Here is a 26,799-nt window from a genome sequence, read left to right on the forward strand (position 1 = left end):
TTGCCGGTATCCAGGTCAACCCAACGGCGACGGCGAACGTGAAGGATTAGACTTTTTCCACGCAATGGAAAGTCATGAATAGAGGCAGGAGGATAAAATCCTTTGGATTGAAGATGTTTTCCACTTCGTTCTTCCTCGGATAAATCCTTCTCATCTAAGTATATTAATATAGCTGTTGCTGTGCGATCGGCATGGGTTACTTCAAAGTAAGTCAATATGCCTTCGGGTAAGAATAGTTCGTAACCTGTTTCCATTGAGCAAAAATAATTATTTTTTGCTTTCTCCACAACTTTTCGGGGTGAGCCACTAATGTATCCCCAAGAAAATATCGGGTGAGCCGGAATTTGTTTACGCATTTCATAATCAGCAAATGCCTTAAATGCCTTGAATAATGTATCAAAGCCAATATTATATAGCGATCTTATTTCCATTTCGGGTTCCATTCAATCCTTGTTCCGTCTTCTGAAGAATAGTTACATATCATCCATTGAAAATAACCGACTCTCTATTTCATATTTGAAAAGGACTTTTTTCTTCAAAGCCTCTATCTTGGGAACCAATAAGTCCGGCTTGAAATATTAATAATTTGATAAACACCTATATTCGTGAGGTGTTTATCCCCGAATATGCCAGTAACTTCAACAAAGAACTATCTGCTTTGGATACAAAATTTTACGGTAAGATTCATTTTGATCGTAGCCGTTCAGATAATGAACTGAATATGCACTGTCATTTGATAGTCAGCAAAAAGACCAATCCAATAAAAAGAAGTTATCACCGCTTACCAATCACAAAAGCACCAAGAGAGGGGTAATCAAAGGTGGTTTGACCGAGTAAACCTCTTTCAACAAACAGAACAGAGTTTTGACAAACTCTTTGGCTACGATTGCCAACTATCTGAATCATTTGAGTATATCAACACCATGAAGAACGGTTCTATATCTGAACAGCTTAAGCTGCAAGGGCAAGAAGCTCAATCCGATGAAAGAATAATAGAAGTCGATCAGCATAGTAATCAGCAAAGCCTTATTTCTATCGGTTTTAGAAAAGATCAAACATGCGGTTTATTCATTTCTTTCATTTCATAAGAAACAAGCTTTTCATTCCAATCTAATGAACACATACTCGAACCTAAGAAGAAAAAGAAAAAATCTCCAAGACTATAATTCACACTAACTATTAAATGATACTATAAAATTGCTTTAGCATGCTAAAATCAAGTTAGTAAAATATTTGAAGGTAAAGTTATACTGCTTTTTTGTTTTTATTTGTATTTTTGTACTCCATAAGTGAACCCCACTTACCAGCAAGTCTACTTATAGTAAACTTATTTAACTAATATATCTTAAACAAGTATACATACATTGTAAAAGAAAGATGGCAAAAAACAAATTAAATCAAGTATACAATATTGACTCTAGACATATTCTTGAATCGATACCGCAAAATATAGAAATCCAAACTACGATCACATCACCACCGTATTTTGACATGAAAGATTACGGTTCTGAAAATCAAGTTGGCTATGGACAGATATATGAAGACTACTTGAATGATTTGCAAAACATATTTGGACAAATCTTGAAAATCACAAAAGATGATGGTACACTTTGGATTATAATTGATACTTTTAAAAGAAATAATCAAGTAGTTTCTCTACCTTTTGATCTAGCTAATAAACTTAAAGATATAGGTTGGTTTCTCCAAGATATAATTATTTGGAAAAAAGATAAAACAGTTCCTTGGTCTACAAACGGATTTATGCAAAGAAAATTTGAATACATATTATTCTTTTCAAAGTCTCCAAAATATAAGTCAAACAAAGATAAAGTAAGAATCTACGACACTTCACAATTAAAAAAATGGTGGGTTAAATATCCAGAAAGATATAATCCAAAAGGAAAAGCATTAGATGAAATATGGGAATTCCCTATTCCTGTTCAAGGATCTTGGGGAGATGAGTATATTCGCCATTTTTGTCCACTGCCAAAAGAATTAGTAGCAACCATGGTACAAATAAGCACGGATGAAAATGATATAATATTAGACCCTTTTGCAGGAAGTGGAACAGTGCTATCTCAATCTGCTTATATGAAAAGGAATTACATTGGATTTGAACTCAATAATGAATATATAAAAATGTTTGAAAATTATCTTAAGCGAACGATAAAAAAATACAGGAAAGAATATGAATTATTGGAGCAACAAAATAATCAGAGTGACTTTGAGATACAAATTTTGAATTTAAGGGTGTTAAAATATGCCCGTTTACTTATAAATAAAATTGAAGAAGAAACAGCAAGGGATGATTTTAAAATTTTTGTTACAATAAAAAATAGAAGTAGTAAAAGAAATAAGTCTATAGTTGCTGAATATCAAATTATAGGTGATGCTGAATCGGATAATATTTTAAAACTTATCAACGAAATTATAGTCAAGCCCCCTTTGTCAAAATTTGGAATAGAAGCAATATTTAAGTGTGTAAAAGAAAATAAAGTAAAATCCAAAAATGTTTTTGGTTATTCAAAAACAAATTCCTATTCATATATTAAAAATATAGATATGTCATCCCCAAAAGTTAAAGTGATAAGTGATATCTGTGTTGATTTAAACGAAAAAGATTACGACTAAAGACTTCCACTATGGCAAAGAAAAATACAAAGAAAAACAAAAAAAAACTCTCTTCTGTCGAAATTTATCAACGCAACGAGCAACGAAATCAGAAAAAAGAGATATGCGATATTCTTAAAAATATAGGTTTCGATAAGCTGTCTTACATTGATGGTAAAGAATTTAATTATGAAGGGAGAACATCGGAATTAGATGATATATTTATATTTGAGAATGTTATTTTGTTAACAGAATACACCATTGGAGATCCTCATTTATTAAAGAAAAGTATTTTCTATAATAGAGTTAACAGTGATAAAAAGGCCTTCATAAATTTTATGCTGCAAGAAGAAAAACTTAGCAGTTTTAAAAAGTATTACCAAGATAATATAAAAGATAAATATTCCATTAATCAGTTAAGAGTAAAGATCTTATATTGCTCTAAAAAAAGCATATCAGAAGAACATAAAAATGTTGTTAATGATGTGATTTACTTTGATTATCATGTAGTACAATATTTCAAAAGTTTGACAAAAGTAATAAAAAGATCAAGTAAATACGAATTCTTAGAATTTATAGGTATCCCATTTAACGAATTTGGTGAAAATATTTTAGGATCAGGACATATTTCCATCAATAAATTCTCAGGACATATTTTGCCAGAAGAAAAAAGTTCTTTTAAAGAAGGTTATAAAATTGTATCTTTTTATATTGATGCTGAATCATTAATAAAAAGAGCTTATGTTTTACGCCAAGAAGGTTGGAGAGAAAAAGATAACATAGGCTACTACCAAAGAATGTTCGAAGCAAAAAAAATATCAAGTATGAGAAAGTATTTGACAGAAAATAGCAGAGTTTTTATAAACAATATTATTTCTACAATTGCAGAAAACCAAATTAAACTATTTGATCGCAAAGGAAATCCTATTATAATAAATGATAAAGGTGAATTTGAAGGAGATAATGCTTCTACAAATGTAACTCCGGCTTTGATAGAGATTAATGATGAGTGTAATATTATAGGACTAATTGATGGTCAACATAGAACCTATGCTTATCATGAAGGAGATGATATCTACGAATCTCATATTGCCAAACTGAGAAAGATACAAAATTTATTAGTTACTGGAATTTTATTTCCTCAAAAGGAAAGTAAAGAAAGTCGATTAAAATTTGAAGCTAATCTATTTTTAGAAATTAACCTAAACCAGACCAAAGTAAAGCCTAAATTGCAACAAGAGATAGAATTAATGATTACTCCATTCTCAAATGTCGCTATAGGTAAAAGAATTTTAAAAGGGCTTAATTCGAATGGTCCATTAAGTAATTTAATTGAGCAATACTCTTTTGAAAAGGGTAAAATTAAAACGGCTTCAATTGTTAGTTTTGGTTTAAAGCCATTAATTAAACTTGATGACATAAAAAGTAACGATAGTTTATATAGCTTATGGAAAAATCAAAACAAAGCTATGCTAAAAGAAAGTAAATCAGAAGAATATCAAATCCTGAATGAATATATTTGTTTTTGCATTACGAAAATAAGAGATCTTTTAATTGCCTTTAAATCTGAATTAAGCTCAGATAAATGGGAAACATATACTCCTCGAAATCCTAATGGAATATTAACTGTTACATTTATAAATGGAGTGTTAAATGTATTAAGATTACTAATTGAGAATAATAAAATATCAGATGTTCAAAGCTATAAAGAGAAATTAAAAGATATCGATAAATTTGACTTTAAAAAATACAAGTCTAGTCAATATAGAAAAATGGGAAAAGATATATATGCAAGATATTTTGAATAAATGCCACATGATTCAATGAAAGTTGTATTTTTTTTAATGATTATTTGATCTGTTTTTGATATTTCATTTTGGCTTTTTAAAATTATTATTTCTCATAAGAGATTTTAAGCTATCTTTGTCCTCAGTATTCTCCATGAGCAAACTACTGCAAAAGTACATGGCAAATTAGTGGGATATTCATGGGATATGCCTGAAGTTAAAATATAAAGTTTTAAATATCAGTATGGTAACTCTGTTGAGAGAATCCCAGGCGGATCACTGAAAACAAAAGAAAAATCAAGCAAAGAGGTTGTATTAAAATACTGGCACAACCTCTTTCTTTTTTAGTAGGTAACAGACTATGTTTAAAAAAACATAAAAATTTATTTTGTTTGTTGACGGATGTAGTTTGTCTTGCGATCTCTCATTTGAGAAAGAAGTATTTGATAATAATACAGAAAAACAGATATACGTTTTAACAGTATGAAGTATTTAGCATGGATAAATTTAATGAGGGTGAGAGGATTGATACCGCAAGGTTAGAAAAACTATTTCTCGAAAAAGGCACATTGAAAGTGCTTAAGAAAAATGAATATATGGTTTGTCAAAACGATAAAATGCTCCTTAAAAAATTAGAGGTAAAGCCTGTGGTAGAGGTTTGATAAAATACTCATCCCTATGGAGTATTGAGTAAATTATATATGAATGATATTCAAATATATATATAACAGCGGAAAATGATATATAACCCTATGCCTTACGGCTTCCACCCCATAGCTTTATCCCTCCTAACCCTATGGGTTACGGCTCGCCAAGTGGCACAAAAGAATCTTTATCTCGTTTCCCTGGTTTCAATGGTCCGTAGAAAAAAGATGCCGTTGCACCACCGTCTATCAGAAAATCTGCACCGGTAATGAATGCCCCTTTGTCATTCATCAGAAGCTCTGCAACATTAGCTACTTCATCTGCTGTTCCCGGACGGCCTGCGGGACATTTGGCAAACATATTCTGATAGAAATCTCCTCTTGGTCCATTAAATTCATCTAATGCCAGTGGAGTCACTATGATTCCTGGAGAAATAGAATTTATTCGCGCTCCTTTTTCTCCCCATTTCACAGCTTCCGCCATGACACGTTTCACGTTGCAACGTTTCGCTATCTGGTAGGCGTGTAACGTATCTTTAATGTTTTTGGGTTGCAGTACTTCGAGTTTCAGTAGTTTTTCCGTTGGTGTGAGAGCTAATTGTTCATCTACTTCCGGAATGAGAGCCGGCATACGGTGTCCGGATTGGCTGGAGATAGTTATACCTACACCCTCTTCCTTTATTACTTTACCAATTTCTTCTAATAATACAGCTGTTCCGTATAAATCGACTTTCAAGATGGTCTCTATTGATGCCTGACTGGGTGAAACGCCTGCGGCATTAATCAACATTGAAACTTCTCCATACTTCAATGCTTCTGCAATCATCGAAAGAACAGACGAACGGGATGAAAGATCCATTTGTATGGCAACCGCATCAAAACCGGCTTCGTTCATGATCCTTGCAATGGCTTTGGCATGCTCCACATTTTTATCTCCAATTACTATTTTCTTTCCATAACCCATACGGCGTGCAATTGCCATACCTATCTGACCTGCACCAGTCAAAATCATAACTTCTTTTTTCATAAATCTTGTTCTTTCAGCCATTTTACCACATCTTCCTTAGCTTTGGGTACACTTCCTGCGGAAATGGACGGCCCTTTAATCACTTTTGCATTCTTTTCCATTGTGGCTATCGTTTCCACCGATTGCGAGAAACGACTTCCTCCGTGGGTGACAAACGGAATAATGGTTTTTCCGCTGAAATCATATTCATCGAAAAAAGAATAAATAGCCATCGGCATATCGTACCACCAATTGGGATAGCCAACGAAGATGATGTCATAATCCTCCAGGTTTTTGATATGTGTTGTCAGCTTGGGATGCTGTTTGGCTTCCGCTTCCTTTTTAGCTGCATCGATCAATGCCTTATGGGGAGCCGGATAGGTGCGCTCGGTTTTGATGGCAAACAAATCTCCTCCGGTTGCTTCACTGATAATATGCGCTATGTATTCCGTATTACCGTAAAGTCTGCCGTTTGAGATGACACGGCTGGCACCTGTCTTAGCATCCGTTCCATCCGGTTCGGGCCATGTAAAGTAAGTTACCAACACTTTACCTCCTGCTTGTACAGTGGTAGTGTTCTCAACGATGGCAGATTCCATAGGCATTTCCTGATTTCTTGTTTCTGCATGAACCCATAATAAGGTGGAACCCAACAGTGCTACTGCTACAATTCCTACTTTCTGATAAATCTTTGTCATATTGTTTTCTATTTATGTGTATTGCTATCTATTTTATATTATATCGTACCTTGTTTTAACTGTTCCACAAACTGGTCTATGCGTTGCAACTGCTCCGGTATCTGTATGTTTTGCGGACAGTGGAGCGAGCATTGGTTACACCCGATACAGTGGTTGGCCTGCCGCAAACGGGGTACGCTCCGGTCATACCCCACAAGGAAAGCACGGCGTGCCTTGCGGTAGTTTTCGTCCTGGCTGCTTTCGGGCACATTCCCTTCGTTTACGCACCGGTTATAATGCAGCAGAATCGCCGGAATGTCAATACCATACGGGCATGGCATACAGTATTTACAGTCGTTGCAAGGTACGGTAGGGTATTTCAACATCAGTTGCGCCGTATCTTCCAAAAACGCCTTGTCATCATCGGTCAAGGGTTTCAAAGGTGCATAGGTCCGCAGGTTATCCTGCAAATGTTCCATATAGGTCATACCGCTAAGGACAGTCAGTACACCGGGCCATGTCCCGGCAAATCGGAATGCCCAGGAGGCGACGCTACTTTCCGGTTCACGCTGTTTGAGCAGGGAGATGATATGTGTCGGGACATTGGACAGACGACCGCCCAACAACGGCTCCATGATGATGGCCGGAATGCCTCGCTTGGTCAGTTCGCCATACAGGTATTCCGCATCCGTGTTTCGCGGATTGGTTTCTTTCGCATGCTTCCAATCCACATAATTCAATTGTATCTGTACGAAATTCCATTGGAATTCATCATGACGGGAAAGCAGGTAATCGAATACCTCTATATCGCCATGATAAGAGAAGCCGAGATTACGGATTCGTCCGGCTTCCCGTTCGCGAACCAGGAAGTCGAGCATGCCATTATCCAGATACCGTCCCTTCAGCGCTTCCATGCCTCCCATACCGATGCCGTGCAACAACAGGTAGTCGATGTAGTCTACTTGCAGCTCTTTGAATGAATTGCGGTACATGGCCATGGATGCTTCACGGCTCCAGGTAGCGGGCGAAAAGTTAGAAAGTTTGGTCGCTATAAAATAGCTGTCACGCGGATGCCGGCTCAAGGCTATACCCATGGCGTGCTCGGAGCGTCCTTTGCAATAGGCAGGGGAGGTATCAAAATAATTGACACCATGTGCCAGGGCGTAATCCGTCAGGTGATTCACCATCTCCTGGTCTATCTCGTCGGCTCCCTCTCCGGCATCGGGGGTGCTTATTGTCGGCAAACGCATACATCCATATCCTAAGAGCGACACCTTGTCGCCGGTGGAAGGATTGGTGCGGTAAGTCATTTTGTCGGTCGGAATTTCACCTGTGGCCGTACCTTCGGGAGTCAGGTTCTGATTTATATCTCCACAACCATACAGAGTGGCGGTGGAGGCAGCAGCTCCTGTTCCAAGGACTTTCAGGAAACTGCGGCGGTTCATTTCTTTTCGTTTCTTTTCCATAATCTTCTTTTTTTCATTAAACAGTTCTGTGCATTTCGTGTCCTTCCACATAGATGGCGCTGAACGGGCGTGCCGGACAGAGATTCTCGCAAGCTCCACAACCGATGCAACGCTCCACGTTTATTATCGGAATTTTCGGAGAGTCGGATCTATCGGGATCGGAAGGAACCATTTGGATGGCCCCGGTAGGACAGTGACGGGCACAGTTGCCACAATCCACACCGTCTCTCAGCGGAATACAGTTTTTCTTTACCCATACGGCATGGCCGATCTGGACGGCCGATTTATCCTCGACCGTTAACGGATGGATGGCTCCGGCCGGACAAACTTCGGAGCATTTTGTACATTCGGGACGGCAATAGCCACGCTCGTAAGACATTTCGGGCTGCATCAGTTTCATTAAATCGGTAGAGGGGCGGAGCACTCCGTTGGGACATGCCGATATGCACAGTTGGCAGGCGGTGCAATGCTGTGTCAGGTTGCGTGCACTGAATGAACCCGGAGGTGTCAGCGGGGTAGTACGGTTGGGGATTAGCTTGTCTTCTATCTTTGCCAATCCGCCGTCCACGTTTTTCTCCTGTGCTTTCAGGGCAGAAGTCGTTGCCAGCACAGTTGTCGTTGTGAGAAAGCTACGGCGGGTATTGTCTATTTTCTCATTTGATGCCGGTGTCGCATCCTTGCCGGAAGGATGGGTATAGCTGATGGCCCCCTTATGGCATTTGCCGATACAGTCCATACATGCCACACACCGGCTGTAGTCTATCTTGTGCTCTTTCACATCGATGCACGCCGATTTGCAATTGCGGGCACAAAGGTTGCAGTTTACACATTTGGAGGTATCGATCACCGGCTTCAGCCACGCATATTTAGCGAGAAAGCCAAGTACGGTACCCACCGGACAAATGGTATTGCAATAAGTACGCCCGCCACGCCATGCCAGGATGGCGATGATTATAAAAGTGAAGGCGGCAATGATAAAAGTAGAAAGGCTTTTCATCCAGACATCCACCGAATAGAAGGCATAATTGCCGGCGCGTTCCGACAGATAAGCAAGCCCGTTGTTACTCCATTGCCACAACGGCTGAAACAGGTTGTTTGCCATCCGTCCGTAAGAACTGTAGGGAGCAAGCAACGCGACAAGCGAGCCTATTCCGGCGATAAGTGCCACGATAAAAAGTCCCAGCACACCGTAGCGCAACCAATTTAAAGCTTTAGAATAACCGTAGCGGTTCTTTTTCCGCTTCTTGCCCAACCATGCCACTGCGTCTTGAAATACCCCCAAAGGGCAAATGACAGAACAGTAGATACGGCCGAAAACTAATGTCAGGAGAATGAGCAACACCACGGCTCCTATGTTTAAAGCCAGTACTGCCGGCAGGAACTGAATTTTTGCCATCCATCTGAACCAGGCATGCGCCGTCCCTGTGAAATCAAGGAACAGGAGTGTCACCAGGGTGAAAAACAGAATGGCGAGAGTTAGTCTGATTTTTCGTAACATAATCTATTTTCTATAAGTTGTTGTCTTTTATTTTTTGCAAAAATAGAGTATGCCAAACAGATAGAAGATAGATAAATTACGGTTACATTTACCATTATTGCGGATTCTTACCTCCTATGAAGAATATTGGCATGGCGCACCAGCTATTCTCCATCGGAATATCGGGAAGCCCTATGTGTAATGGCAAAAAGAATTGACAGTTCGCCGCCGCCTTTGGATTAGCCTATGAGATCAATATATTCCCACTTTTGTCCTCCGGCATGCTTATTCTTTGGTTTTTTACAGCAACATAGGCAGATTGCCGAGCTGCTTATATTATATTTTTCAGCAGCTTCTTTAAGTGTATCGAATATCTCTCCGGTATTGATGCACCTTATCTTTCTACTCCTTTTTCGTATTGTATTCTTTAGTTTGCAGCTTTTACAACCTTGTCCTTTCAATAAATTTCCTGGATACGACTGCCAGACCTTATTGCATTCGCTACATTGTACTAATATAGGTTCACGCCTGCATACATATGTTCCCAGGATTTTAATTGTAGGTGACAACTTTGCGATTTCCGCGACAAAATCACCATGGGTCCTTCGTGCCTTATTGGAACACTTAGGACAACCTGTTCTGCCAGATTTTGCTAAAAGATGATACGGTTGAGTAGACCATATATAGTCACATACTTTACATTTTATTGTTATATTAGTGCTATTGTTGATATACCCTGTCAGAGGTATCATATTGGGTTGTAATAAGTTTAATCTTTCAATGAATTTATTATTCGTTATTTTTAAAGTGCCTGCACATTTAGGACATCCTGAACCTAAACGTAAAGACGTCGGTACCACATACCATTCATGGTTGCAGGTTTTACATCGTGCTTTAATTTTATCATTAGCTCCTGTAAAATCACCAATGATTTCAATTTTATCGTTTATTTTAGATAGTTCTTCTTTAAATTCATCTGTTGTCATCCGCCTTGAATCGATTTGAGCATTCCTTTTAATTTCTTCCCATTCATTTATATCAAGGTTTGAATCTAAGCCAAATTCAGAGAGGATGGCTTTTGTCATTTCAATCAGTTTATTGGTATTTCGGCGGGAGGTAAGATCACAATGTGTCACAAGGCAATTATCAAAAGGAGCTGTTGTTTCATCATAGTGATCATATATGGTAATAAGTCTGATCCCTTTATCCTTACACAACAGATGCTTTTTCCAGTCTTTTGCTACCAGATTTTTATGCCAGTACCATGAACCGGGTTCTATGGCTGCTTTCAATTCTGGTATATATATGTCTAATTCAACTCCTATAGTGTTTTTTCTCTTGATATTACTTTAGATTTGTTTAGAATGTGGGTAAATGTGTGGTATATGAACTGCTCTAAAAAGGAGGTACATGCCCTGTGGCAATTTGGACAGCCACGTTTACTCAAAACATCATGAGGTGATATTTTGTATTCATATCCGCAGGCATTACAGTGGAGTGGCATTAGTGTATGATTATTTATATATATTCCATCCCCCTTCACAACAAGATTCGAATCGATTTTATGAAGACGTTCTAAAAAGATTTCCATTGATAGGCGTTGAGATTCTCCCCGGCGGGATCGCCCACATTCCGGACATCCCCTGCCGCTAAGAATATGTGCAGGGGTTATATCACATTCATGTCCACATTTCAAAAATCTGAACTTGGCTTTTTCAAGTGCTTTCACATACTTACTGATTATAATAACATCATCTCTTTTGGATTTCAAATCTTCAACAAATTCTGCATGGGATTTCCGATTGGTCCCTCTATATTGGGGGCACCTATGTTCGTGTGTTAGCCTTTGTTTTGACATAAGAATATTTTTCGTAAAGATAATATTTTTGTAATTTCTGTAAAACTTCAATCAAAATTGTATCTTTGGTTGAGTTATAAAAACTATAAGAAAGAAGTAACGATGATTGATTTTGTTAACTTGACAGCAGAAAACCTTGCCGATGAGCATTTATGTTGCATTATCCGCAGTAAAAAGCCCCATCCAGGAGTGGAGGCAAAACGGCAATGGCTCTCTGAGCGGTTGGGGGAAGGCCATGTTTTTAGAAAGTTGAATGAGAAGGCTGTGGTTTTTATTGAATATGCTCCTCTTGAAACAGCTTGGGTTCCCATAACCGGTGACAACTATTATTATATATATTGCTTATGGGTTTCCGGTAACTATAAAGGAAAAGGGTATGGAAAAGCTCTGATGGAGTATTGCTTAACTGATGCCAAAAAGAAGGGTAAGTCCGGCGTTTGTATGCTTGGTGCGAAAAAACAAAAATCATGGCTTTCTGATCAGTCTTTTGCTATGAAATTCGGTTTTGAGGTTGTCGATACCACCGAAAATGGGTATGAGTTGTTGGCGCTTTCCTTTGATGGGACAGTACCTCAATTTGCAGGGAATGCGAAGAAACTAAGCATCGATAGCAAAATCTTGACTATTTATTATGATATGCAATGCCCCTATATTCATCAAAATGTAGAAATGATAAAACGGTATTGTGAGACGCATAAGATTCCAGTCGATTTAATAAAAGTGGATACATTGCGCAAGGCAAAAGAATTGCCTTGCGTTTTCAATAACTGGAGCGTATTCTATAAAGGTAAATTTGAAACAGTAAATTTGTTGGATGTCAGTTATCTGGAAAGAATATTGAAAAAGAGGGAAAAGCAATAATAGAATTCTAAAATTCCACATCCCAGATCCCGCAGGTCTTTTCCAGTTCGATCAGCGCGGAGGCATATCCAAAATTATACCATGCCTGGCTGATTTCGGTCCGGACTTGGAGCGCTAAGTCCCTTTTCCTGATATTCGATTGCTCGATACGAAACTTAGCTGCTTTTACCGCTCCTTTATTGATGTTGGAGAATTTCAGCGGAATGCTGATCCCGCCGGTCAGGGAGCGGGAAGGAGGAAGGAAGCCGTTCCAGTCCCTCTCGTATGAAAGCGACAGACCGATATCCGGCCGTCTCTCGGCACGGGTCAGTTTGTATTCATTCGTACTGATCTCGATTCCCTTTTCCGAAGCAAGCAGGTCGATGCGCTTTTCCAGTCCCTCTTTTATCAGTGTGGAAAGATCGAACTCCCGTTCCAGCATCTCCCATGTCCCGGCCGGCACGGTCAGTGTATCGGTCGTTGCTCCCATATTTTGGTTCAGTACGGCCAAGGCAGACTTGTATGTCGCCTCCTGTTCATAGACTTCGTTAAGCAAAGCCGAGGCTTCGAGCCTCGACTGCCGTACATCGTTTTCGGTTATCTCGCCCGATAGGAAGCGCAGGCTGTCCGAATGGCTTAACTGCCGCATATATTCGTAGGAATCTGTTTTTACGTGCAACAGTTCCCTTTGCAGAATGGCTTCCAGGAAAAGATTAGCCGATTCGGCCCTTAATTCCTGGAAATAATATTCAAGCGACAGTTTTTCATATTCCGCCATGCTGCGCGCTAACTTCACCCGCGCTCTGCGTTTATTGCCAAGTTCCAGGGAATAGCCTAACCCTAAGGAAAATGTTTCATCGGCCGCTTCAAACTCCAGGTCAGGGTCGGGGAGAACCTTTTGGGCGATAATTTCCGCCTGTGCGATGTCGACATTAAGCTGCTCGGCCAGGTAATTGAGGTTGTTTTTGCCGACACGCGTCAGATACTCCCGGAAATTCAGTTCTTTCGACGGTACAGTTCCGATGGTTTGAGCGGAAACTTCATTATATGTCATATATATAAGAAAGATGATGAGGATCTTATATCGTTTCATTTTCTTCATGGCTATTTGTTATTAAATTTCTTTTTTCAATCAGATAATAAAAGGTCGGAAGCACAAACATCGAGATCAGTGTCGAGAACATCAGTCCGTAGACGATTACCGTTGCCAACGGACGTTGTACATCACTCCCGATACCCGTTGCCAACGATGCTGGTAGCAACCCGAGGATTGTCGTGACAGACGTCATCAGAATCGGACGAAAGCGGTGTCGCGTCCCTTGGCAAACGGATTCGTATAACGGCATTCCCGCCTTGCGCAACCCGTTGATGTGCGACACCATGATAATACCGTTCTGTATCGAGAGCCCGAACATCGCGATGAAACCTACGGCGGAAGAGACATTGAGCGTCATGCCCCGCAAGTTGAGTGCCAACATCCCACCGAAAAGCGCTAAGGGGACGATACCTAACACCAGCGTAGCCTGCCGGAACTTCCCGAATGTGCTATAAAGAAGTATGAACATCAGCATCAGCGTGAGCGGGATAATAATAGCTAAGCGCGAATAGGCCCTGTTCTGGTTTTCAAACTGTCCGCCCCATTTGATCGTGTATTTGTCCTTGTCGTATTGCACCTTTTCCGCTATCCTGCTCTGTGCCTCTTTCAGGAATGAAGCTAAGTCGCGCCCGCGCAGGTTGAGCTTGACGGTGAGGTGGCGCCGGTTCATCTCGCGCGTGATCGTGCTTTCGCCCGTGCTGAGCCGTACTTCGGCAACTTGCGAGAGGGGAATTTTCGCACCTGTTTGGGAGGTTAGCATCAGGCCGGCAATCTTCTCCGGCGTGTCGCGCGTTTCTTCCTTATATTTGCAGGTGATGTCGTATTGGCGATCGCCCTGATAGAGTTGTGCGACTGCTTTCCCGCCGATAGCCACTTCGACCAGGTCCGAAACATCCGAGACATTCAGTCCGTAGCGGGCGATTGCGTCCCGGTTCATCATAATCTGCAACTGGGGCAGGGGCGGTTCCTGATCGATGTCTAAATCGACCGCGCCGTCGACTTCTCTCAACACATTCATTACTTCCTCGGCAATCCTTCGTGTCTCGCGCGGTTCATTCCCATACACCTTGACAACAAGTTCGCTGTGCGCTCCGGCGATTTTATCCATCACGCCGTCGATCATCGGCTGGCTGAAGCCTACGCGGAATCCGGGCAATGTTTCATATTCTTTCGCTAACTCTTCAATCAAATCGTTCTTCGTTTTTCCTCTTGACCATTCGTTATAAGGCCTGATACCTACCGACACCTCGAAATGCGAGGGCGTGAAGGGGTCCGTCCCGTCATCGTTTCGTCCTGCCTGCACGGCGATGTAGGTCACTTCGGGATATTTCATCGTGCGGGCCCGGAGCGTGTCGGACATCTCCCTCGATTTCTCAACCGACAGTCCTGGCGGCAGGTTCACTTGCAACCAGATAGAACCTTCGTCGAGCGTCGGAAGGAAATCCTTTCCGACTGTGATGCTCAATACGATTCCGGCAATAAGGATCACTGCTACGGGTACAAAAATCCGGCGCGGCCTGTCCAGTATCTTTTCCACTACGGCGGCATATCTATCCCTTAGCTTTTCCAGCCATCTGTTCTTATAAATCCGGCGCGGCTTGCGATAGATCGCGTAGGCAATGCCCGGTATCAACAGTAGTGCAACCAATAGTGCGCCTATCATGGCATAACTCATTGTGAAAGCCATCGGCGTGAACAGTTTCCGTTCGACCCGTTCGAAGGCAAAGAGCGGAAGATAGGCGGTGATGATGATAACTGTCGAAAACAAGATCGGTTTTCCAACCTCCTTTGCCCGCCGGGCGATACTCGTTTCCTCGATATATTCGCCCGCATGATCCTCCCGTTTTTTGAGAATCGTCTCCATCATTACGATCGCCCCGTCCACGATAATCCCGAAATCGATTGCCCCCAACGATAGCAAATTTGCCGGAATGTCCGTCATCTTCATCAGGATAAAAGCGATCAGCAAAGCTACCGGAATAGTCACCGAAACCAGTAGTGCCCCACGCCAGTTGCCAAGAAACACAATCAGCACCAACACGACCAGCGCCATTCCCATCATCAGCGTATGCGACACTGTACTGAGCGTTGTCTCCACCAGGCTTGTGCGGTCGAGGAAGGTGTGAATCCGCACACCTTCCGGGAGCGTCTCGTTGTTCAGTTCTTCTACCGCCGCATGTACCTCAGCCAGCACTTCCGACGGATTCTCGTGCTTCAGCAACAACACGATTCCTTCAAGACTCTCGCTGTATTCACGGCTCCGGTCGCTGTAACCGAAAACTCCCTTTCTTTCGAGGTTCCCATACCGGAGTGTACCGATATCGTTAAGGAAAATAGGGACGCCGCCTTCCGAACTTACAACAATCTTTCCCAGATCGTCCAATCCCTCTATCAGTCCGATGCCACGTACCACATAGCCCAGGTCACCCCGGTTCAGGACACTTCCCCCCACGTTGGCATTATTGTTTTCAATCGCTTCGATCACCTGTGCGAGCGACAAATCGTATTGTTCCAGCTTCCGCGGGTCGACTTCCACCTGGAATTGTGTCGTGATGCCGCCGAAGTTGGTCACGTCCGCCACGCCCGATACCTCTTTGATACGCGGGATAACCACCCAGTTCTGAAGGTCCGTCAGTTCGCGTAGCGAGTGGTTGTCGCTCTCTATCAGATAGCGGTAAATTTCGCCGATCGGCGATGTCAGCGGGTCCAGTCCCGGCACGGCGCCGTAAGGGAGTTCTATCTCGTTCAGCCTTTCCTGTACCCGCTGCCGGCTCCAGTAGTCCTCGGTCCCGTCTTTAAAGACAATGGTAATCATTGAAAGCCCGAAGGTGCTTTTGCTGCGCATCACGTGCATGCCGGGTAACCCGTTGATGACGCGTTCCAGGGGAATGGTAATCTGTTGTTCCACTTCTTCGGCTGCCAATCCGGGTACTTGTGTCACTACCTGCGACGTTACGTCGGCGATATCCGGATAAGCCTCGATGGACAACTGCTTCCAGGAATAGTAGCCGAACACGCACAGCATCAGAAACAGGCAGAGCATCACCCAGCGTTTCCGTATAACGGTCAACATCATATCTTTTTTCATCGTATCTTATTTTAAGTAGTAACCACCTTCACTAATCACGCTCTCGCCTTCCTGTAGCCCGGAAGCTATTACTGCCAGCCCTTCTTTTACAATTTCCACTTCCACCGGCCTGCGCACATATCTGTTTTCCGCTGTCTGTACATATACATAGCTATCCTTTTCACCTTGTAGAAGCGCTTTTTCGGCAATATGAATCATTCCGGCCGGTTCGCTGATGAAATGCATGGTTGTGTACATCCCTAATTTCAGCATTTCTTCCCGGTTATCGCATATCGACAGTACACGGATGGAGCGGGTGCTCTCGTCGACCGATTCTTCGACGTGAAAAACCGTTCCTTCGATATGCTTACCGGGAAAAGCGGATACTTCGATATCAAGTTTGTTTCCTTCCCGGATAAAACGGATATCCTTTTCTTTCACCTGTGCCGTAATCCAAACTTTCGATAGGTCGGCAACTACTGCAATCGGTTCGGAGTCATCCTTTAGGTATTGTCCGGTGACGATGTTGTTCTGAATCACATTTCCGGTGATAGGAGCGCGGACCATTAGAGGTTGTCCGAGTACCATCTTCTCCGGCTCGTCCACTTGGTAGACCCGTAGAGCGGCCAGGGCGTTCTCATATTCCTTCTCGGCTATAAGCAAGGTGTTTTCCGCCTCCTCCAGTTCTTTTTCCGAGCTCACACCATTTTCCGTCAGGTCTTTTTTACGACGGAAATCTTTCTGTGCCAGCTCGCGTGAGAGGTGGGCCTGGAAAAAATCTTTCTGTGCGGTGGTAAAATCGGGTGAACTGATTTCAAACAGCGGCGTTCCTTCCTGCACCTGTTGTCCCAAGCGGACATACGATTTCATTACCCGGCCTGAGAAAGGCGGTGCGACGTAGGCGAACTGTGTCGGAATGGCTTGCACCGTTCCCGCTGTGACAACCTCTTTGGAATAGGGCATGAGTTGCACCTCCGCAACTTTCAACTTCTCATTCAGTATCGGATTGGCGACAATAACCGTGTCGCCCCTGTGCTGATAGTTACCGCCCTCTTTTTCCTCCACACTCTTCTTACATCCCGCAAGAAGCAGCATCGCAAGCAAAATCAAATGTAGCATTCTCTTTTTCATATGCATAAACTTAAATGACAGTTAGTATTCATCCTGATTTCTGTCGCAAAAGTAGAACGCCTATGTTTGTGAGGCAGTTAGAAAACTATTAGAAGAGAATTAGAAAACCATTAGAGGAGCGATCAAAAAGTAAACAACTTATTCTTGTCGGATGTTATAATTACAATGAGTGAAATGGCGCAAATACATTGGTTTTACCGGGGGGTGTTTACTTGTCTGTTGCTTGTCTTGCTGTCCCCGTTTCGTGCGGATGCTGCCGTGCAAGATACTGTCAGGCGGTCTATCTATCCGCAGGATATGAAAAATAAAAGCGACCTTTACAATAAGCTTTGGGGCGTGCACTACCGGACGCTTTATACTATTCCGATTACGGTAGAAGCTGTCACGCTACATACGCTTTTAGGGGGTATGCAGGGAGTGGATCAAGCAGCAGATTTCCATGCCCTGATCCTGGCCGACCGGCACAACCGGCTGTATATGCTCAAGCCGCTTGGCGGTTCCACCAGCTTCCTCGAATCCAAGTTCTTTCGTGAGATGTATAGTAAGAAAGAATTCAAGGGAACTTATCTTGATAAGTTTATCGGGGATGCCTATACCATTATTAACCCTTACACCTTTCTTGCCACCGACCGGATGGCAGAGATCGCCGGACTGAGTAATAACAATTCCCGTATTTATTTTATGCAGGGAGGAACACAGGAAGATACGATTGCCAACGGAGCCAGCATCCACAACAAACTGATCAGCCTTCGGAACGTGCCCGACACTGCTACCCAAAGGAACATCTTTTCTACCGAACAGCTGCTCAAACAGATACGGCAGAGCAAATCCTACCAGGTGAATCAGCAGGAATACATTGCCGAACGCTTGTACGATATGCTGATAGGCGACTGGAACAAGATTCCCGAAAACTGGAATTGGCGGGCTGTGCATTTGTCCGACAGTATATTGTTTACTCCGATCGTGATAGACCGCAATCATGCCTTTACTAAGACTGACGGTTTGCTGTTCAAACAAATGTTGAAAGTCTTGGGACTCGGTTTTATTACAAACTTCAGCGATCATCCGAAAGATGTCGAGAAGATCAATACGCTTGGCTATACACTCGATATGGCATTAACAGGCCAGACAGACGAACAGGTCTGGATACAACAAGCTTTGATTCTCCAAAAGACCCTGACCGATTCGGTTATAAACGAGGCGTTCCGGCTTCTCCCTCCTGAAATCCAGGGAACCGAGACGGATGCAATAAAGGCGAAACTGCTAATCCGTCGTGACAGCCTGCCGTATATGGCTCACCGTTATTACCGGAAACTGCAACGGACACCTGTCCTGACGGCTACGGATGGGGACGACCGGATCATGCTCGAACGCTTCGGACATGACAGCCTGCGGGTCTGCATCTATCCGAAAGGAAATCCTGTACCCTCTTTTCAAAAGAAATATTCCGGTAAGGATACTGAAGAAATCTGGCTGTATGGACTGGATGGCAATGACGAGTATGAGGTGAGGGGAGAAGCCGCAAAGGAGTTTCCCGTCTATCTGATAGCCGGACCGGGACGTAATACGTATAATATGGAGCAAGCCCGCCGGATTCGTATTTATGCGAATGAATCCGATCGTGATCGTCTGAAATCTGTTTCCGGTGTCCATAAAATCATATCAGACAGTCCTGCTATCCACGACTACGACTATGAGAAGGTGAAATATAAAAAGCTTGAGTTCACTCCCTGGGGATTCTACGATTCTGATATAGGCTTTAGCTTAGGGGCTTTCTTTACCTATACGATGTACGGCTTCAAACAGTCGCCTTTCACCTTCCGCCACCGTATTGGTTACAACTATTTGCAGGGATTCATGTATCAGGGAACATTTCCTTTTTATGACGAGCGGAAGAGCTTCAATCTCGATGCTTTCATCGCTTCGCCCCGTAACTTCTTCAACTTCTTCGGTTACGGCAATAATTCGGAAGGCTTCAAAGATGAGGCGAAAAACTATAACCGTGTCACGCTTCGGCAATATTCGTTGATCCCTTCTTTCCGTATGGAAATGAAACGGAACCAGCTGTTAACGCTGTCCGCTTCGTTCGAGATGTATAAAGCTAAGCAGACGGAAGGCCGGTATATCAGCCAGATACTTCCTGACAATCATCCGATATATGGGATGAACTTGTTTGCCGGAGTGGAAGCTGCCTATCAGATCGGGATGGCTCCGGCTTCTTTTATTCCCAAACTGGAAGTGGCTGCTTCATCCGGTTGGAAGATGAACTTGAAAAATCCGGGGCGCAACTTCCCGTATTCTAAACTGGACCTGTCCGCCACGTTCCGATGCTCGGATCGTTTTTCGATAGAGACCGGGGCGGAAGTGAAGCTTTTATATAATAATAAATATGATTTTTATCAGGCTGCCGGTATTACCTTACGGGGGTTCCGGGATAACCGTTTTATCGGAAAGCAGTCTTTCTACCAGCATACCGATTTCCGACTGGATATGGGGAAGATCCAAAACCCGTTCACACCGCTGAAATACGGACTGTTTACCGGTTTCGACTATGGGCGCGTCTGGTTTCCGGACGAGCATTCCCGAAAGTGGCATACTTCTTATGGAGGAGGTTTCTGGCTGACGGTTGTGAATAAGGTGACGACTCAATATTCCTGGTTCGGTTCGGAGGAAGGGGCACGTTTTCTGTTTGCGATAAGGCTGGATGTTTGAGGGATAGAATCAGAAATAAAAAAAAGCGGGTAGTTTTTGTTACGCTACCCGCCTGTTTTTGCTTTATTTGATTGTCACAGTCAACGGCTCTTTCAGATTCTGTGCGAACTTCTGCACATAGTCGAACCATTCGGCGGAATTCTTGAAACCCCATTTGCTCCAGCCTGCACCACTGTAATAAGTATATGTGTCGCCCGGATTGTAAGTGCTGTAAGCCAAAACATGTCCTTCGGCGCCGCGTTCGGCTTTTTCTTTGTCCGAAAATTTGACAGCTTTTGCTTCGTTGATCTTTTCCGGGAATACGGCAGCAACAAACGTCTGGCCGTTTGCCGGTTCTTCCGGATCGGCATAGGCAATGTAACCTTTAGCGGCATCTGCCTGGTAGTCTTCGCTCGGTTCATGCAGTACGATACCGGTAACAACCGGTGTAGCCTCTGTCAGGTTATCGTATGCAACGGAAATCTTATTCAACTGTGAACCTGCATCGAGAGATATCATGCGTGTTTCGATCACGTTGCTGTTATCTTTTACGGTCAGCGGATTGTAAACCAGTTTAACGGTGAAACGCAGCGGACCGTTATCCAGAATCTGATACTCTTTATAGCAATACGGATAAACGATAGAGTCGTTGGCCAGCAGGGCGGAAGTTCCGGCTCCCAAAGTCGGGCCTACCTTATAATAATCCAGCCCGTTGCCATGATCGATATGGTATGAAACCGATTCTGCCAATTGCTGGGCGGCTTTCGGATCCGTTTTACGCAGTTCTGCAATCTTTGCTTTTGTTTCCGGGTCCAGTTCCGTCTTGTAACGCATATCGACAACCGGTTCGGATACGCATTTAACCCAGACATCGCAGCCATAAGCCTTTTCTCCGGAAGCCTGAAGGGCAGGACCATAGGTACGGAACGCAATGCGGTCATTTTCCCAGGCTACGTCGTCTACACGTTCGGGATATTGTTTTCCGCAAGCAATCGTTTTAAATTCTTCCGGTGTCCCCGGAGTAATCTTGTATGTCACGTTTTCACCAGCCTTGACGGAGACAGGGAAAATGATTTTGTTGTCATACGTTACCTGATAGGGAATCTGGGAGCCGCTGTTGTCGGAAATGATAAACGTTTCTCCATTCAGTTTGGCAACAGCATCCGATGTGATTTCGGTAATTTCATTCGTACGGTCCGTTGCGGACGGATTGCTGATGGTTATCTCGACCACCTTTTCCTGCGTGCACGCAAACGCAGAAGCTGCTAACAATAAGCTGAAAATCTTCTTCATAAATTTGTTATGTGTTTAATTTAATATATTCGTTGATATTGATTTTGCAAATTTGGTTGTAAAAATAGGGATTATTCATTAAGTTTTCAAAAGTAAGCACCGCTTTGTTGAGCAGATTTGTTGTTTAAAGGTTATTTATACTTTTTTTGTGTGTTCATATGTAGGTCGGACGGCTGTAGGATTTACAATAACCCCCTTTTAGGGCTGTTTTTCTATTTCATCCGAAATCTTGATCGATTTTGGTTTGACTTTTTTCATGGTTTATCCCTTCCTGTCTGACAATAGGTGGGGTGAGGTGCGCAGCCCGTTCTGAAAAGCATTCTTTTTGATTGCCGGAAGGCATAAACACCGACAAAGTGATAAAGCTTAACTCCCGGAGAATCGCCTGTAGCAAAACAAAGGCGGACTGCGTCTCAAATATGCAAGGAAAATTTCGGGAGCTTGTCGCCACGACGACCGTCTTCATCGCCCTCGCGACCGTCTTCATTGGAATGGTGACCGTCTTCATAGGGTACGGCGACCGTCTTCATGGCGATAAAGTACCTCGAAAATGAAATAAAGGTTGACTTCCCTGCCTAAAGACTCCTGGAAAAGAAGAAAAAGTCCCTTTTTGACGTCCGAAAAGTGGATTAACATTTGTTTGCTTTCAGTCCTTTTCTTAACCTAAAAAATGCGTTTTATACAATAAGTCCCTTCGGAAATTTAAAACAGTATCTATAAATATAAAGGGGTGAGTGGCTAAGTGAAAATTGTAGAAAAGTAGAATTATTTGGTCAAATTGATATATTCTTAAAGGCCGGAGGATAATATGTCGGAAATATTTCTATCTTTAAGGCATAATCATTAAATCGAAAGATCATGGGAGTAAAGAAGAATTTTGTGTTGGATACCAATGTTATCTTACACGATTACAAGTGTATTGAGAACTTTCAGGAGAATGATATTTATCTTCCGATCGTTGTGTTGGAAGAGTTGGATAAATTTAAAAAGGGGAGCGACCAGATTAACTACAACGCCCGCGAGTTCGTACGCGAGCTGGATACGTTGACCAGCAATGATCTCTTTTTAAAAGGCGCCTCACTGGGGCCGGGCAAAGGTTCTTTGCATGTGGTGACCGGTGACAAATATCAGGAGAAGATTTACCAGTCGTTCCCGGAGAAAACAGCAGATCATCGCATACTGTCGTGCACACTCTCCGTTGCGGAAGCCGAAAAGAACAAAAAGGTAAAAACCATTCTGGTGACAAAAGACGTGAACCTGCGGATGAAAGCTCGTTCGCTGGGTATCGAAGTGGAAGATTACATAACCGACAAGGTTGTCAATGTCGATATATTTGAACGTGCACAAGATACTTACGAGAATATCGATCCGGATCTGATCGATAAAATGTATGCCACATCTGACGGCATCGATGCCGACCTGTTCGACATAAAATCAAAGTTGGACCCGAACGAATGCTTTATACTGAAAAGTGTCCGCAATTCTGTTTTAGCCCGCTATAATCCATTTACGAATACATTCAAGAAAGTCGATAAAGGCACAAACTACGGCATCCAGCCCCGCAATGCGGAACAGAGCTTTGCTTTTGAGATTTTGAACGACCCGGATGTGAAACTTGTCGGATTGACCGGAAAGGCCGGTACGGGTAAAACCTTGCTGGCGTTAGCTTCTGCCTTGAAACAGGTGAATGTCTACAAGCAAATCCTGCTGGCGCGTCCGATCGTTGCTTTAGCAAATAAGGACTTAGGATTCCTGCCCGGCGACGAGAAACAGAAGGTGGCTCCCTATATGCAGCCGTTGTTTGACAACCTGAATGTCATCAAGGGACAGTTCTCACCCGGCAGTGCCGATGCCCGTAAGATCGACGAGCTGCAAAAGGGCGGACAGTTGGTTATCGAAGCATTAGCTTTCATCCGCGGGCGTAGCCTTTCGGATACATTCTGTATCATTGATGAAGCACAGAACCTGACGCCGCACGAGATCAAGACGATTATCACCCGTGCCGGCGAAGGAACGAAAATGGTCTTTACCGGTGATATCCAGCAAATCGACTCGCCTTATCTGGATGCCCAGAGTAACGGGCTCGCCTATATGGTGGATAAGATGAAAGGACAGGACCTGTTTGCCCATGTCAACCTGATAAAAGGTGAACGCAGCCAGTTGTCCGAATTAGCGTCTAATTTATTGTAACAAATAATTCACAGGAAGGGCGTGTCGGAAGTGCTTTTTGACACGCCTTTCATTCATCCTGATTAAATCAATCCATGAAAAAGCTATTCCTTATTTTCGCTTGTCTCTGTATCATCCTTCAATATTCCGAAGCATGTACATCCATCATTATCTCCGGAAAAGCGACCCCGGACGGCAGACCGCTCATGTGGAAACACCGTGATACGGATGAGCCATATAACCATATTGTTTATGTGGACGAAGGCGGATATCGTTTTCTCGGACTTGCCAACAGCAGTAACAAGCAGGACGATGCTATATGGACAGGATCTAACGAAACCGGTTTTTCAATTATGAATACCGCATCTTTCAATCTGAAAGATGACGATATTGAAGAGATGGATCAAGAAGGGACTTTGATGAGAAAAGCGTTGAAAACATGCAAAACCATCTCTGACTTTGAACATTTGCTGGACACGCTTCCCCGCCCGTTGCGTGTAGAAGCTAACTTTGGAGTAATCGATGCTTTCGGAGGAGCGGCCTATTACGAAACAAACAACGAACGATATTATAAAAAGGATGTGAACGACCCTGTTCTGGCTCCCGACGGATACATCATCTACACGAATTTTTCTTTTGAGGGGCGTAAAGACAAAGGTCTGGGATACATTCGCTATGAAAGCGCCCAAAAGATTTTTAAGGAAATGGAAAAAGAGGAATTCACTCCCCGGAATATTTTCAAAGAAGCATCCTGTTCCTTCTATAACAGCCTGTTGGATATAGATCTGAAAAACGAAAATGAAAGTCCTAACCGCCACTCGGGATGGTTCGTCGAGCAAGATTTCATTCCCCGTTCGGAAAGTACGGCATCTATCGTCATACAAGGGGTAAAACCGGGTATGAATGCTGAATTGACCACCATATGGACTGCATTAGGTTATCCGCCAACTTCGGCAGTCCTTCCTTTATGGGTTAAAATGGGAACAGCCCAGCCGGCCCTCACTTCTTATGACTCTGTTTGCGGAACAGCTCCTCTCTGCTTATATGCCTCTAAACTGAAAGAGGATGTTTATTCCATTCACAGGGGAAACGGGCGTAAATATTTACATTGGCAACTGCTCTGGAACAACGAAAAAACGGGTTATATGCAAAAGCTCGCCTCCATCAACGACGAAACCTTTGACGTATTCACATCAAAACAGGCGGAATGGGAAAAAAACGGCTTGGACACATCAACGATAAAAGAACTTTACCGAAACGCTGAAATAAAAATCAGAGGGGCTTACCGGCAATTATCGCTCGAAACAAAATAACCGGTTTGCATGCAAGGTTTTTCTTTTCTCTACATTTATATAGATAAAAATTCTACGTGTTATGAGAAAGAAACAAAATGTATGGAAGTTTTTACCCGTTGTAGCCGTAATGGCATTGGCGGGAGTGGCCGGTTGTTCCGGCAATATGGATGATATTCCGGAGCCGGCTCCGGATCCGAGGCCGGATATCGTTCGTCCGCCTGTAGAAAAGATTTTGTTGACAGTTGGTTTGGAGGTGCCGGAAGATACGGCGTTCTATTGTTTCAGGCAATGGGACAAGGGACTGGGCTTTGCCGTCGTATCGATGGATGGAAAAGGGGTGTTGCTATACCGTTATCCGTCCCATGATCCGCATATGGAGGGGCTTCCGTTTATCATGCAGGATAGTTTAAACTCGGTGTCCGCTGTTTTCGGAGGAAATATCGTTTCCGGTGCTGATTCACTGGTCGGCTATTTTATTCACAAAAGTATGATGAACTACAACATCTGCCAGCAGTATCAGTCGAAAGACGGGACTTTTGGTATGTACGATATTGTGGTTGGTGCGTGCCGTACGGAGACAGATGAAGAAGGAAATATATCGGCCTCTATGGTTCTGAAACACCAGACCAGCCAGTTGGCGATCCGGTTTAAGAATGATACCGGCGATGAACTGACCATCGCCTGTGTACAGCTGGATGTGGTGGACAACAGCACCCCGTTCTACGATTATCTGACAGGTTATTTCGGATTCCGTCAGATGCAACCGCGTTCCGGTTCTATTTTTCTGACGACAGACAAAACACCGGTGGAGAAAGAAGGTATATTTACAGCTAATATATCCTTGTTTATGGCTGATGAAACAGCGCTCGAAGGAAAGGCTATCCGCTATACGGTCCGCACGAATAAGGGCGACTATGTCTATACAAAAGAAGGGGAAACATACCGGAAAGGAAACCGATATGTGGAAAATATTAAAATGAAAGGAAGATAAAGTGTGGTAAAAGTGTTACTATATTAATGTTTTGCAGTCTAATCGTTGTGTAATCCCGAATAAGTTTCTATTTTTGTGCCCTTATTATTAATTAGTAAAACATATTCGTAGATGGTAAAGAAAGTTGGGAATTTAATTCCAAACACCTTTTTTATTACAAAGGGTAGTGGTGAATCTGATTTGGAAAAACATGCAGGATCTTACCACATGGCTCTTTATGATGCTGGTATTGCAGACTTTAACATTATGACGTATTCGTCTGTTATCCCGGCAACTGCGCATCTGGCCACCATGGATGAGATCGATCTTCCTCCGTTTGGTTCTGAAATGAAGACCATTATGGCTGTCTCTCATGGGTATCAGGATGAGTTTGTGTCTGCCGGTGTGGTTTACGCCTGGATGTACAAAGACGAAAATTTCGATGAAAAAGTCGGAGGTCTTGTATGTGAGGTAAGCGGCCGTTATCGTATCGAGGAGTTGGAATCCCGTTTGATCCGTGTGATCAATGACCTCCACCTGAATACGTATGGTAAGTATTACCTGGGCGAGTTGAACTTCATCACGGAAGGTATTACCATCGAGAAACGATACGGAACAGCGTTGGCTGCCCTTTGTTTTGTTGATTTCTTGCAACCGGACGTTGAAGAGTAAAAAGAGATATAGCAATAATTATTGTTAGCTTATTATTATGAGAAAGCAGA

At 43.0% G+C, this 26,799-nt stretch carries 20 protein-coding genes and 1 pseudogene; 10 read left to right on the plus strand and 11 right to left on the minus strand.

Annotated features, from left to right (window positions below):
* Positions 1–431: ISAon1 family transposase N-terminal region protein (locus tag DWU89_RS05055; protein ID WP_147292092.1), on the minus strand; the 431-nt coding region annotated here is incomplete at its 3' end.
* 167 nt (positions 432–598) lie between these two features.
* On the opposite strand from DWU89_RS05055, the pseudogene DWU89_RS05060 reads away from it, so the two are divergent.
* From DWU89_RS05060 to DWU89_RS05075, 4 genes and pseudogenes are all read left to right on the plus strand, one after another.
* A pseudogene (locus DWU89_RS05060) lies at positions 599–971 on the plus strand (DUF5712 family protein); the annotation flags it as partial.
* A gap of 406 nt (positions 972–1,377) precedes the next feature.
* Positions 1,378–2,631 carry a site-specific DNA-methyltransferase gene (locus DWU89_RS05065; RefSeq protein WP_115498592.1) on the plus strand — a complete coding sequence of 418 codons (1,254 nt, stop codon included), beginning with the start codon at positions 1,378–1,380 and terminating at the stop codon, positions 2,629–2,631.
* Positions 2,632–2,642: 11 nt separating this feature from the next.
* Positions 2,643–4,418, plus strand: a complete 1,776-nt coding sequence (locus DWU89_RS05070) for a DGQHR domain-containing protein (RefSeq protein WP_115498593.1) — start codon at positions 2,643–2,645, stop codon at positions 4,416–4,418.
* 476 nt (positions 4,419–4,894) lie between these two features.
* Positions 4,895–5,059, plus strand: a complete 165-nt coding sequence (locus DWU89_RS05075; protein ID WP_187574918.1) for a hypothetical protein — start codon at positions 4,895–4,897, stop codon at positions 5,057–5,059.
* 139 nt (positions 5,060–5,198) lie between these two features.
* On the opposite strand, the gene DWU89_RS05080 is transcribed toward DWU89_RS05075, so the two are convergent.
* From DWU89_RS05080 to DWU89_RS21015, 6 genes are all read right to left on the minus strand, one after another.
* Positions 5,199–6,068, minus strand: a complete 870-nt coding sequence (locus DWU89_RS05080) for an SDR family oxidoreductase (RefSeq protein ID WP_115498594.1) — start codon at positions 6,066–6,068, stop codon at positions 5,199–5,201.
* Positions 6,065–6,745, minus strand: coding sequence for a flavodoxin (locus DWU89_RS05085; protein ID WP_115498595.1), 681 nt, complete (start codon positions 6,743–6,745; stop codon positions 6,065–6,067). The genes DWU89_RS05080 and DWU89_RS05085 overlap by 4 nt, the downstream gene beginning before the upstream one ends.
* A 38-nt stretch (positions 6,746–6,783) precedes the next feature.
* Positions 6,784–8,193, minus strand: coding sequence for an aldo/keto reductase (locus tag DWU89_RS05090; RefSeq protein WP_115498662.1), 1,410 nt, complete (start codon positions 8,191–8,193; stop codon positions 6,784–6,786).
* 13 nt (positions 8,194–8,206) lie between these two features.
* Positions 8,207–9,688, minus strand: coding sequence for a 4Fe-4S binding protein (locus DWU89_RS05095; protein ID WP_115498596.1), 1,482 nt, complete (start codon positions 9,686–9,688; stop codon positions 8,207–8,209).
* 218 nt (positions 9,689–9,906) lie between these two features.
* The gene (locus DWU89_RS05100) at positions 9,907–10,959 is read right to left on the minus strand and encodes a zinc-ribbon domain-containing protein (RefSeq protein ID WP_244205858.1); all 1,053 of its coding nucleotides are present in this window, start codon (positions 10,957–10,959) and stop codon (positions 9,907–9,909) included.
* A 29-nt stretch (positions 10,960–10,988) separates the two neighbouring features.
* On the minus strand, positions 10,989–11,525 hold the full coding sequence (locus DWU89_RS21015) for a hypothetical protein (protein WP_244205859.1): 537 nt from the start codon (positions 11,523–11,525) through the stop codon (positions 10,989–10,991).
* A 102-nt stretch (positions 11,526–11,627) separates the two neighbouring features.
* Here DWU89_RS21015 and DWU89_RS05105 point away from each other — a divergent pair, with 102 nt between their 5' ends.
* Complete coding sequence (locus DWU89_RS05105) at positions 11,628–12,386, plus strand: GNAT family N-acetyltransferase (protein WP_115498597.1); 759 nt, start codon at positions 11,628–11,630, stop codon at positions 12,384–12,386.
* 7 nt (positions 12,387–12,393) lie between these two features.
* Here the strand turns inward: DWU89_RS05105 and DWU89_RS05110 are convergent, their stop codons facing one another.
* Genes DWU89_RS05110 through DWU89_RS05120 form a run of 3 tightly spaced genes read right to left on the minus strand, consistent with a single transcriptional unit; the run spans position 12,394 to position 17,665 of the window.
* Positions 12,394–13,419 (minus strand): TolC family protein, encoded by a 1,026-nt coding sequence (locus DWU89_RS05110; protein ID WP_392391922.1) that lies wholly within the window; start codon positions 13,417–13,419, stop codon positions 12,394–12,396.
* A 25-nt stretch (positions 13,420–13,444) separates the two neighbouring features.
* Positions 13,445–16,549, minus strand: coding sequence for an efflux RND transporter permease subunit (locus tag DWU89_RS05115; RefSeq protein WP_115498599.1), 3,105 nt, complete (start codon positions 16,547–16,549; stop codon positions 13,445–13,447).
* Between the two features lie 6 nt (positions 16,550–16,555).
* Positions 16,556–17,665, minus strand: coding sequence for an efflux RND transporter periplasmic adaptor subunit (locus DWU89_RS05120; protein WP_115498600.1), 1,110 nt, complete (start codon positions 17,663–17,665; stop codon positions 16,556–16,558).
* Between the two features lie 168 nt (positions 17,666–17,833).
* On the opposite strand from DWU89_RS05120, the gene DWU89_RS05125 reads away from it, so the two are divergent.
* Positions 17,834–20,371, plus strand: a complete 2,538-nt coding sequence (locus DWU89_RS05125; RefSeq protein WP_244205860.1) for a hypothetical protein — start codon at positions 17,834–17,836, stop codon at positions 20,369–20,371.
* A 63-nt stretch (positions 20,372–20,434) separates the two neighbouring features.
* Here the strand turns inward: DWU89_RS05125 and DWU89_RS05130 are convergent, their stop codons facing one another.
* Complete coding sequence (locus tag DWU89_RS05130; protein WP_115498602.1) at positions 20,435–21,643, minus strand: DUF4861 domain-containing protein; 1,209 nt, start codon at positions 21,641–21,643, stop codon at positions 20,435–20,437.
* An 858-nt stretch (positions 21,644–22,501) separates the two neighbouring features.
* Between DWU89_RS05130 and DWU89_RS05140 the strand changes: the two genes are divergently transcribed.
* The 4 genes from DWU89_RS05140 to DWU89_RS05155 all read left to right on the plus strand — a co-directional run bounded on the left by DWU89_RS05140 (position 22,502) and on the right by DWU89_RS05155 (position 26,749).
* Positions 22,502–23,833, plus strand: coding sequence for a PhoH family protein (locus DWU89_RS05140; RefSeq protein WP_115498604.1), 1,332 nt, complete (start codon positions 22,502–22,504; stop codon positions 23,831–23,833).
* A 74-nt stretch (positions 23,834–23,907) separates the two neighbouring features.
* Complete coding sequence (locus tag DWU89_RS05145) at positions 23,908–25,125, plus strand: C45 family peptidase (RefSeq protein WP_115498605.1); 1,218 nt, start codon at positions 23,908–23,910, stop codon at positions 25,123–25,125.
* Positions 25,126–25,186: 61 nt separating this feature from the next.
* The gene (locus DWU89_RS05150; RefSeq protein WP_147292093.1) at positions 25,187–26,098 is read left to right on the plus strand and encodes a fimbrillin family protein; all 912 of its coding nucleotides are present in this window, start codon (positions 25,187–25,189) and stop codon (positions 26,096–26,098) included.
* A 111-nt stretch (positions 26,099–26,209) separates the two neighbouring features.
* Positions 26,210–26,749, plus strand: coding sequence for a pyruvoyl-dependent arginine decarboxylase (locus tag DWU89_RS05155; protein WP_115498607.1), 540 nt, complete (start codon positions 26,210–26,212; stop codon positions 26,747–26,749).
* The last annotated feature ends 50 nt before the right edge of the window (positions 26,750–26,799 follow it).

The organism is Parabacteroides acidifaciens (genome assembly GCF_003363715.1).
In the GTDB taxonomy this organism is placed as follows: Bacteria; Bacteroidota; Bacteroidia; order Bacteroidales; family Tannerellaceae; genus Parabacteroides; species Parabacteroides acidifaciens.

What these genes read in the sequence shown, in the direction of transcription:
- DWU89_RS05125 (WP_244205860.1), top strand. Translation starts at nt 17,834, where the DNA reads ATGGCGCAAATACATTGGTTTTACCGGGGGGTGTTTACTTGTCTGTTG.
- DWU89_RS05115 (WP_115498599.1), bottom strand. Translation starts at nt 16,549, where the DNA reads ATGAAAAAAGATATGATGTTGACCGTTATACGGAAACGCTGGGTGATG.
- DWU89_RS05155 (WP_115498607.1), top strand. Translation starts at nt 26,210, where the DNA reads ATGGTAAAGAAAGTTGGGAATTTAATTCCAAACACCTTTTTTATTACA.
- DWU89_RS05095 (WP_115498596.1), bottom strand. Translation starts at nt 9,688, where the DNA reads ATGTTACGAAAAATCAGACTAACTCTCGCCATTCTGTTTTTCACCCTG.
- DWU89_RS05085 (WP_115498595.1), bottom strand. Translation starts at nt 6,745, where the DNA reads ATGACAAAGATTTATCAGAAAGTAGGAATTGTAGCAGTAGCACTGTTG.
- DWU89_RS05105 (WP_115498597.1), top strand. Translation starts at nt 11,628, where the DNA reads ATGATTGATTTTGTTAACTTGACAGCAGAAAACCTTGCCGATGAGCAT.
- DWU89_RS05070 (WP_115498593.1), top strand. Translation starts at nt 2,643, where the DNA reads ATGGCAAAGAAAAATACAAAGAAAAACAAAAAAAAACTCTCTTCTGTC.
- DWU89_RS21015 (WP_244205859.1), bottom strand. Translation starts at nt 11,525, where the DNA reads ATGTCAAAACAAAGGCTAACACACGAACATAGGTGCCCCCAATATAGA.
- DWU89_RS05065 (WP_115498592.1), top strand. Translation starts at nt 1,378, where the DNA reads ATGGCAAAAAACAAATTAAATCAAGTATACAATATTGACTCTAGACAT.
- DWU89_RS05110 (WP_392391922.1), bottom strand. Translation starts at nt 13,419, where the DNA reads ATGACATATAATGAAGTTTCCGCTCAAACCATCGGAACTGTACCGTCG.
- DWU89_RS05130 (WP_115498602.1), bottom strand. Translation starts at nt 21,643, where the DNA reads ATGAAGAAGATTTTCAGCTTATTGTTAGCAGCTTCTGCGTTTGCGTGC.
- DWU89_RS05080 (WP_115498594.1), bottom strand. Translation starts at nt 6,068, where the DNA reads ATGAAAAAAGAAGTTATGATTTTGACTGGTGCAGGTCAGATAGGTATG.
- DWU89_RS05120 (WP_115498600.1), bottom strand. Translation starts at nt 17,665, where the DNA reads ATGCATATGAAAAAGAGAATGCTACATTTGATTTTGCTTGCGATGCTG.
- DWU89_RS05150 (WP_147292093.1), top strand. Translation starts at nt 25,187, where the DNA reads ATGAGAAAGAAACAAAATGTATGGAAGTTTTTACCCGTTGTAGCCGTA.
- DWU89_RS05145 (WP_115498605.1), top strand. Translation starts at nt 23,908, where the DNA reads ATGAAAAAGCTATTCCTTATTTTCGCTTGTCTCTGTATCATCCTTCAA.
- DWU89_RS05075 (WP_187574918.1), top strand. Translation starts at nt 4,895, where the DNA reads ATGGATAAATTTAATGAGGGTGAGAGGATTGATACCGCAAGGTTAGAA.
- DWU89_RS05140 (WP_115498604.1), top strand. Translation starts at nt 22,502, where the DNA reads ATGGGAGTAAAGAAGAATTTTGTGTTGGATACCAATGTTATCTTACAC.